General features: G+C 46.4%; 6 protein-coding genes and 1 pseudogene. 2 read left to right on the top strand and 5 right to left on the bottom strand.

Going from position 1 to position 6,592, the window contains the following annotated elements; all coding sequences use genetic code 11:
- Both NSMM_RS06710 and NSMM_RS06705 read right to left on the bottom strand, forming a co-directional pair.
- Nucleotides 1-919 (bottom strand): IS1595 family transposase (locus NSMM_RS06710; protein ID WP_090285906.1); only part of this gene is annotated, 919 nt, incomplete at its 3' end.
- Between the two features lie 80 nt (nucleotides 920-999).
- A pseudogene (locus tag NSMM_RS06705) lies at nucleotides 1,000-1,386 on the bottom strand (transposase); the annotation flags it as partial.
- 131 nt (nucleotides 1,387-1,517) lie between these two features.
- On the opposite strand from NSMM_RS06705, the gene NSMM_RS06700 reads away from it, so the two are divergent.
- Nucleotides 1,518-2,534: a formylglycine-generating enzyme family protein gene (locus NSMM_RS06700; RefSeq protein ID WP_218121035.1), complete on the top strand. Its 1,017-nt coding sequence runs from the start codon at nucleotides 1,518-1,520 to the stop codon at nucleotides 2,532-2,534.
- Nucleotides 2,535-3,636: 1,102 nt separating this feature from the next.
- Nucleotides 3,637-4,032 (top strand): hypothetical protein, encoded by a 396-nt coding sequence (locus NSMM_RS06685; RefSeq protein ID WP_090285896.1) that lies wholly within the window; start codon nucleotides 3,637-3,639, stop codon nucleotides 4,030-4,032.
- Nucleotides 4,033-4,472: 440 nt separating this feature from the next.
- On the opposite strand, the gene NSMM_RS06675 is transcribed toward NSMM_RS06685, so the two are convergent.
- The 3 genes from NSMM_RS06675 to NSMM_RS06665 all read right to left on the bottom strand — a co-directional run bounded on the left by NSMM_RS06675 (nucleotide 4,473) and on the right by NSMM_RS06665 (nucleotide 6,454).
- Nucleotides 4,473-4,889, bottom strand: coding sequence for an SRPBCC family protein (locus tag NSMM_RS06675; RefSeq protein ID WP_090285910.1), 417 nt, complete (start codon nucleotides 4,887-4,889; stop codon nucleotides 4,473-4,475).
- A gap of 185 nt (nucleotides 4,890-5,074) precedes the next feature.
- The gene (locus NSMM_RS06670; protein WP_218121034.1) at nucleotides 5,075-5,752 is read right to left on the bottom strand and encodes a DUF1579 domain-containing protein; all 678 of its coding nucleotides are present in this window, start codon (nucleotides 5,750-5,752) and stop codon (nucleotides 5,075-5,077) included.
- Between the two features lie 495 nt (nucleotides 5,753-6,247).
- Complete coding sequence (locus NSMM_RS06665; protein ID WP_245654713.1) at nucleotides 6,248-6,454, bottom strand: S24/S26 family peptidase; 207 nt, start codon at nucleotides 6,452-6,454, stop codon at nucleotides 6,248-6,250.
- Nucleotides 6,455-6,592 lie beyond the last annotated feature (138 nt).

Below are 6,592 nucleotides of genomic sequence, written 5' to 3'. Positions count from 1 at the left end.
TGGCTGGCATTGGCGAGTTGTGCCCACCCCAACGTTCCAGCCATCTACGCCAGCCCAGGTAATTTTCCAGGTATTTGGTTGCGACCCCATGAAATCTTTTCATCCACTGTTTAAGTCTGCTGTCGTAGGCATTAACATTCTGGATATGGTAAACACCAGCAATGACTCGAATTCCAGCAGAGAGATTGACGGGGCGATGGGTAATTCCGAGGCTATGAGCCACAGACCGGTAGACGGCAGCGCCATCACTACAGAAAATGGCATCTTTTGCCAGGATAGCCCGCAAAGGCGGCTCAATTGTCTTTTTATCAAGCGCATTCAACATGAAATCTGCTGTTGCACCAGAGCGGTCGCGTACTACCAGCACCGGCACCTGATCTTTGCCTGTGCTACGTACATGGATTTGCTTGCCACGTTTACGCGGTGGACGATTCAGGTGACGTTGACCTTTGCAGGAAGAGGGAAAAAAGGTCTCATCCGCCTCAATGATTCCTTGCAAGTGGTTGGCTTTAGTAGCCGCCGGCAAAGTCAGGAACCGATGGCGCCAGCGAAAACTGGTGTTTTTGTCTATTCCGCATTGCCTGCCGCTAGCTCGCACGGTCAAACCTTCAATCAACGCTGCACTGTAATTCAACCACTGCTCCTTATGCCGCAGACGGGCCAAAGGAGTTCCCGAAATAGCCGTGAATGTGTGCTTGCATAAGCAACAGCGAAAACGTTGCAACCCCGCCTGGTGCCCCCAACGATGAGGGCGATCCGCCTGGCAGACCGGACAACTCGGCTCAAAAGAGTCCTCAAGATATTTCACAACCACAGCTTGTGGCTTCGCCTCGCTCAGATAATGTTTGGCCTGTTCTTTTTGACGACGATTAAGTTGCGATATCTTTTCCAACCACTCCCGAAAATCAGTGGCTTTCATGACTATACCCTCCAGTCTTAAGGTTCCAGCCTATCCGACAAAAAGGTAGTTCCAACGTTTAATGCAGACATAGCCTTTTTTAAGGTCTCTGTGAAATCTCCTGTTGAAACCCCTCTCAGATACAACCAAGGCAGAAATTCTTCAATGCTTCGTGTTCGTTTCAAGTAGGGAGGGATCAGGCTGCTGTTAAATTTGATGCCAGAACCGCTGCGATCACGTACTTTCGGCACTTTGACTTCAATCTCACCAAGCCCGGTTTGAATCGAGCGCCCCGGTAGATAACCATTTCTGACAACTGCCGATCTACCCTCAGCGGTTTTCAAACCACCATGATGATGATGGATAAAGCTGGTTACTTCCGCTTCAATCGCTGCCGACAACATCTTACGTGCGCCTTCTCGCAGCACTTCCTGTAACGGATCATTTTGCTCTGGTTTATTCAGATTAAAAACTTTACTATCTGTCATGCGGTGTTTCCCTTGTTTTGTTGGTTGATCTGCTAGATCCTCAACAACAGGTTACATCGCTTCCTTCTCCCTTGTCATACACCAGAAATAATCATAGCTCCACATTATCCCTACATTAATGGAGATGACTTGTGCGATATCTGCTGGCTGCAGCACTGGTTTGTGTTCTTACTTTAATGATATCTGCCTCAATCCTTGCTGATGAGCAAGGCTCACCATCTGCGGCAATTGAGAATTCTCTGGGGATGAAGTTTGTGCTGGTGCCTGCTGGTGAATTTGAAATGGGCAGCGATGAATCACCGGATGTGTTGTCAAAGGATTATCCGCAGTACGAGCGCGGTCGTGTACAGGAACTTGAGGACGAAGCACCAGTGCATCGAGTGCGCATTACTCAACCTTTCTACCTTGGTCAGTTTGAAGTGACCGTCGGGCAGTTTCGTAAATTTTTAGAAGCTTCAGGCTATATCCTAGAGTCGGTGGCAGACGGAACGGGAGGCTATGGATATAACGCGAATTATGATCCTACCAAATCCGATAGCGGCGATGCTTTTGAGGGACGCGATCCGAAATACTCCTGGCGTAACCCAGGTTTTGTCCAAGGAGACAATCATCCGGTTTTGAACGTAACTTGGAATGATGCGGTAGCGTTAGCGAAATGGCTCAGCGAGAAGGAAGGAGTCAAGTATCGCCTTCCAACCGAGGCAGAATGGGAATATGCCAGCCGTGCCGGCACGCACACACGATATGCAAGCGGTGATAATCCGGAATCCTTGATAAAAATCGCCAATATTTTCGATTCTGATGCTAAAGAAGATTGGCCACGCTGGACACAATTTGCACTATCGGGCCATGATAGTTTTGCATTCACCTCACCCGTTGGCAGCTTTGCACCAAATGCCTGGGGACTTTATGATATGCACGGCAATGTATGGGAATGGGTTTCTGACTGGTATGCGAACGACTATTACGCAAAGTCGCCTGTCGATGACCCCCAAGGACCAGCCGATGGCATCGCACGAGTAAGACGAGGGGGTTCTTGGCATACGTGGTCCCTCTACGCGCGCTCATCGTATCGCAACTGGCTTTCGCCGAACTCGCGCTACATATTGGTTGGAATGCGTCTAGTGCGGGAGGTTTCAGAACGCTAAACGATCTGCTCTAATCGAAGGAAAACAACTAGAGTGATACTTCAACAAACTTGTCACATTAAGAGATCGGGAGACAGGAAAGTGATAAAACTCCGTTGGCCTTTTTTCTTTTCAATCCCCACGTATTTGCGAGCGTTCATGCAGATTCTTACTGACTTCGAGGTTTCAAGAAATCTGATAAATTTGCTCATTTGTTCTCTTTTTGCCCAATTATTCTCTCCACCTATACCCGTCATGCAAGTGCAAAGTCCGCAAGTTTTTATTATTTTGAGAATTCTCAGGTGATTTTGTCAGCACTGCGCGATTACGAAGAAGCCAAGTCAATACGCGGCAAAGAACTCGATTTTGCTGACGCACTCATAGCTAATAAGTCGCACTTTGTCGCAGAGAGTATCGGCGCTTCATTGTCAGCTTTTTACAGTTTTGATAAAGCGGTAATACAATCGAGAAATGTCAGAAGTCTGTAAATAACACTGGTTAAGTCTTATGAATCAATCGATTATTAGTATATTTATGATTTCTTATAATAAGTATTATGTTAAATATTGGGCAATTGTATGGTTAGTAATCATTATTATGACTCTGTCGCATTAAGTGTTTTCTATCCAAATCAATCATTTATTTTAATGAAGAGAAATTGCCAATAATTGCTTAATGCGACAGAACCCTCGTAGACTGGTTCGCCAAGGAAAACCGTGAGCTCAAGGTTCTCCTCGAGCCATACTCGGGTGCGGCATTTGGGATGCAGCGCGCCACACCGCTGATTTCGCGGGAGTCTGGTTTGTCTCCGAAATGCTCACCACGCTACACGAATGTATCGATGATCTCGCTTAATGAGACAGAACCTTTTTCTTCTCACCTCATTCAGAAATATTCAATATAAATATATATCCGCTTTTTAAAAAAGGGTATATGCTCTGTTTTGCCGATCTAGTTCTACTGCACAGTTTCTTTGGGTGCAGGAATGCGGGCTGGAACCCTCTGAATAGGGGCAGTAAAGTCGAGAAAAGCTCGTTCAGAATAGGATGCAATAGATGGATTAAATCGGTTGGCGCTCGAACTTTTTGATTTATTCAACAACGCCCCTCGAAGGAGATTAACCATGGCAAATCAGTTTCAACAAGCCAATTTGTTTGAGTTAAGCGGTGACGATATTCAGGTCACCTATTCACCGTCTAGCTTTACTGGCGATCCGCTATTTAGCTATCGGGATCCAAGCACCAACGTCCAATTTAGAGGAAGCGATATTCGTAGCGAATCGACAGAGATAGGAGAATTACTCACAGTAACACTGGAACAGATACCAGACTTGCGCACGGTGACCTTCACGCTGGTCTTGCCTGTTGTTAATGTCATGCCCGGATCATCTGGTATTTGTATACAGGTTCCCGGCATTACAACCGCGACTCACACATCAATCGCTGGTCCCGTGTTGGGTCCACAGAAGACATATTCGCAAGTGTACCTCAGTGGCACTGCTCAGGCTGTTTCTTTTTAGGAAGAGCGTCCACGCGGGTCCCGTCGCATTAAGCAGGTTTTGGTAATATTCATTCAATGGAATCAATGATATATTTGGATAAAAACGCTTAATGCGACAGAGCCGACCGCGAAAGGGACGCTTCGACACGATAGGGCCAGCCAGCCTCTTCCAGTGCCCCATATGATTAAAACGTGAGCGAAATCGGCCGACCAAAGCTTTGCCGTCCAACGTTAAATGGGCTTACTTTACGGCCTCAGGTTTCATAAAAATCAATTCCCAAATATAACCGTCTAAATCTTGGTAGCCATGTGCATACATAAAACCGTGGTCTTGAGGTTAGTTATAAGTTGTGCCGCCAGCAGCAATGGCTATATGAACCATTTCATCAACATCTGCCTGGCTTTTACAAGATAAGCGCACTAAGTTTTAAAGTGTAGGTTTCATGGCAAATCCCTTCGCTAATCTGGTATCTCAGGCTCAACCAGCCTCGCCAAGTTTAATAGCGACTCCTGCCAGCCGAGATAACATGCTTCCAGAGGAATGACATCCGGCAGACCTTCCTGCACGATGTTCAATTCTGTGCCAACTGACACCTTTTTCAGGGTGACAGTCACCTGAATTTCGCCAGCTAAATTCGGATCATCGAAAATGTCCGTGTAACGCAGGCGCTCATGTGGTACCAGTTCGAGGTATTTCCCACCAAACGAAATGGTCGTGCCCGTGGTGAAGTTCGTGAAAGACATTTTGTAAGTGCCGCCGACCTTCGCATTCATGTGATGCACCTTGCCGGTGAAACCATTCGGCGGTAGCCATCGCGCCATCGCATCCGGCTCAAGGAAAGCTTGATAGATTTTTTCAGGTTTTGCGGTCAGCATTCGGTGCAGGCGGACAATTTTTTTCGTAGTCACGTTAGTCTCTAGATTGAGATTAATGGTTGGATGTGTTGCCTTCAATATGAGTCGAACGAATTGTGCAAAAATCGACAACTGGCTAGGGACGAAAAATGATGAGTCTCGCCCCAGCCTAGGTTGTCGAAATCCGCAATCAGAGTAGCTTAAAATCAGGGTTTTCTTGTGTATACGATTTCCATCATCTTCATTTCCTCGCCACCGTGATGAGCACCATACATATCAAATGTCTGGGTATTCTTGTCAATAATCTTCCAAATGGCACGATGCGCCATCTGGCCGCCTCCTGGTTCGGTATGTTGTCCATGTAGCGTGATGGTTTTACCGTCCGCACTTGCCGTTCCTTCCATAGTGAAAATACCGGTACCCATAGTGCTCATCCACGTCGAAACGTAGCGCTTAAGTATATTGTCATAACCATTGATTCCTATCCCAGTGTAAGGTTGTCCGTGCATCTGGCCGTTGTACTCTTGTTGGAGAAAGCGACCACCTAGCAGCATTTTCATTTCAGCGGAACCAGTCGATTCCACAGGTGGGTCGTTGGGTCCCATCCATTCTTTGGTTTTTGTAGTCCAGCTTCCTGCAAGGCTGGCAAACAGCTGATGAGGTTCGCCGGGCATGGCCAGTTTGGTGTAGAGTTCCATCATGGCCTGTGGGTCCATGGGTTGCTCAGCTTTCTTGTCTTTTGCGATGGCAATGGATGCTGTCATCAGGACAAATAAACCGATAAGTATGTATTGCATAAATCCTATAGTTTTCTCCTTTAAGGTGCAGCATGTATAGGTTCTTATGTCATTATTGAAAAGTATGAGTTTAATGTTCGTGGCCATGATTGTTCTCTCAGTTAAGATTGAATAGTTACAAATTATTTGGTCTTCAAAATTAGTAAAAGAGTGAACGCCAAGTTCGACATTGAGAATGAAATTTTTAGAATAGCTCCCGGCTGGCGCTCCATTCAAAGTGACAGTTTGAGCTATCGGAAAGTTTCGCTATCAGCAAATCCAAATGCCCTTGGTCATGGCTTCGCTGGGTGGCAGCAGCCGGTTACAGTCCAAATAATGTCCATTTGCTCGAATCGCGTCGGTGAAGCGAGAAGATAGCCTGTCGGGCATAATGTTGAGGAATTTCACCTACAGAGAAGCCAAGGTTCTGTCGCAAACATTCGTAAAGTGCAAAGCCACACTTATCTGCGGGCACAGTTATCCTGCTAAAGCCATAAACTGCTTATAAGCGGGTATATTTTCATCAGATAATTGTCCCTTGCGGATCATGTGAATCGGCCTGTCTTTTCCGGAGACTTTTTAGTTTGAGTCATACCGTCCTTTTTAGTCACCCCAGGTAAAAAGCGGCTCAACCACATGCTGAATCTGTAAACCTGAAATCAATCCAAAGTACCGCGCATCAAAAGAATACAGACTCACATCGGACATCAGCAAATATTCTGAATCATCCAGCACTTTTTGATCCATCCGATATTGCGGAAATTCAAGGCCGCTTATCTGAGCACTATTAGGCAGTAAATCCCCATTCACTGTAATTCTGCGAATTCCGGTTCAACCTGGACACGCATTCCACGGCAAACTGGACAGCCATTCCAGAGCAAACTGGACACTGATTCCACGTCAAACTGGACAGTGAAATTAGAGACGTAGCGGTACGCGGGATAACCG

Source organism: Nitrosomonas mobilis (genome assembly GCF_900103035.1).
In the GTDB taxonomy this organism is placed as follows: Bacteria; Pseudomonadota; Gammaproteobacteria; order Burkholderiales; family Nitrosomonadaceae; genus Nitrosomonas; species Nitrosomonas mobilis.
The sequence above is the reverse complement of the archived record's forward strand: the minus strand, read 5'-3'. Positions and strand labels throughout refer to the sequence as shown.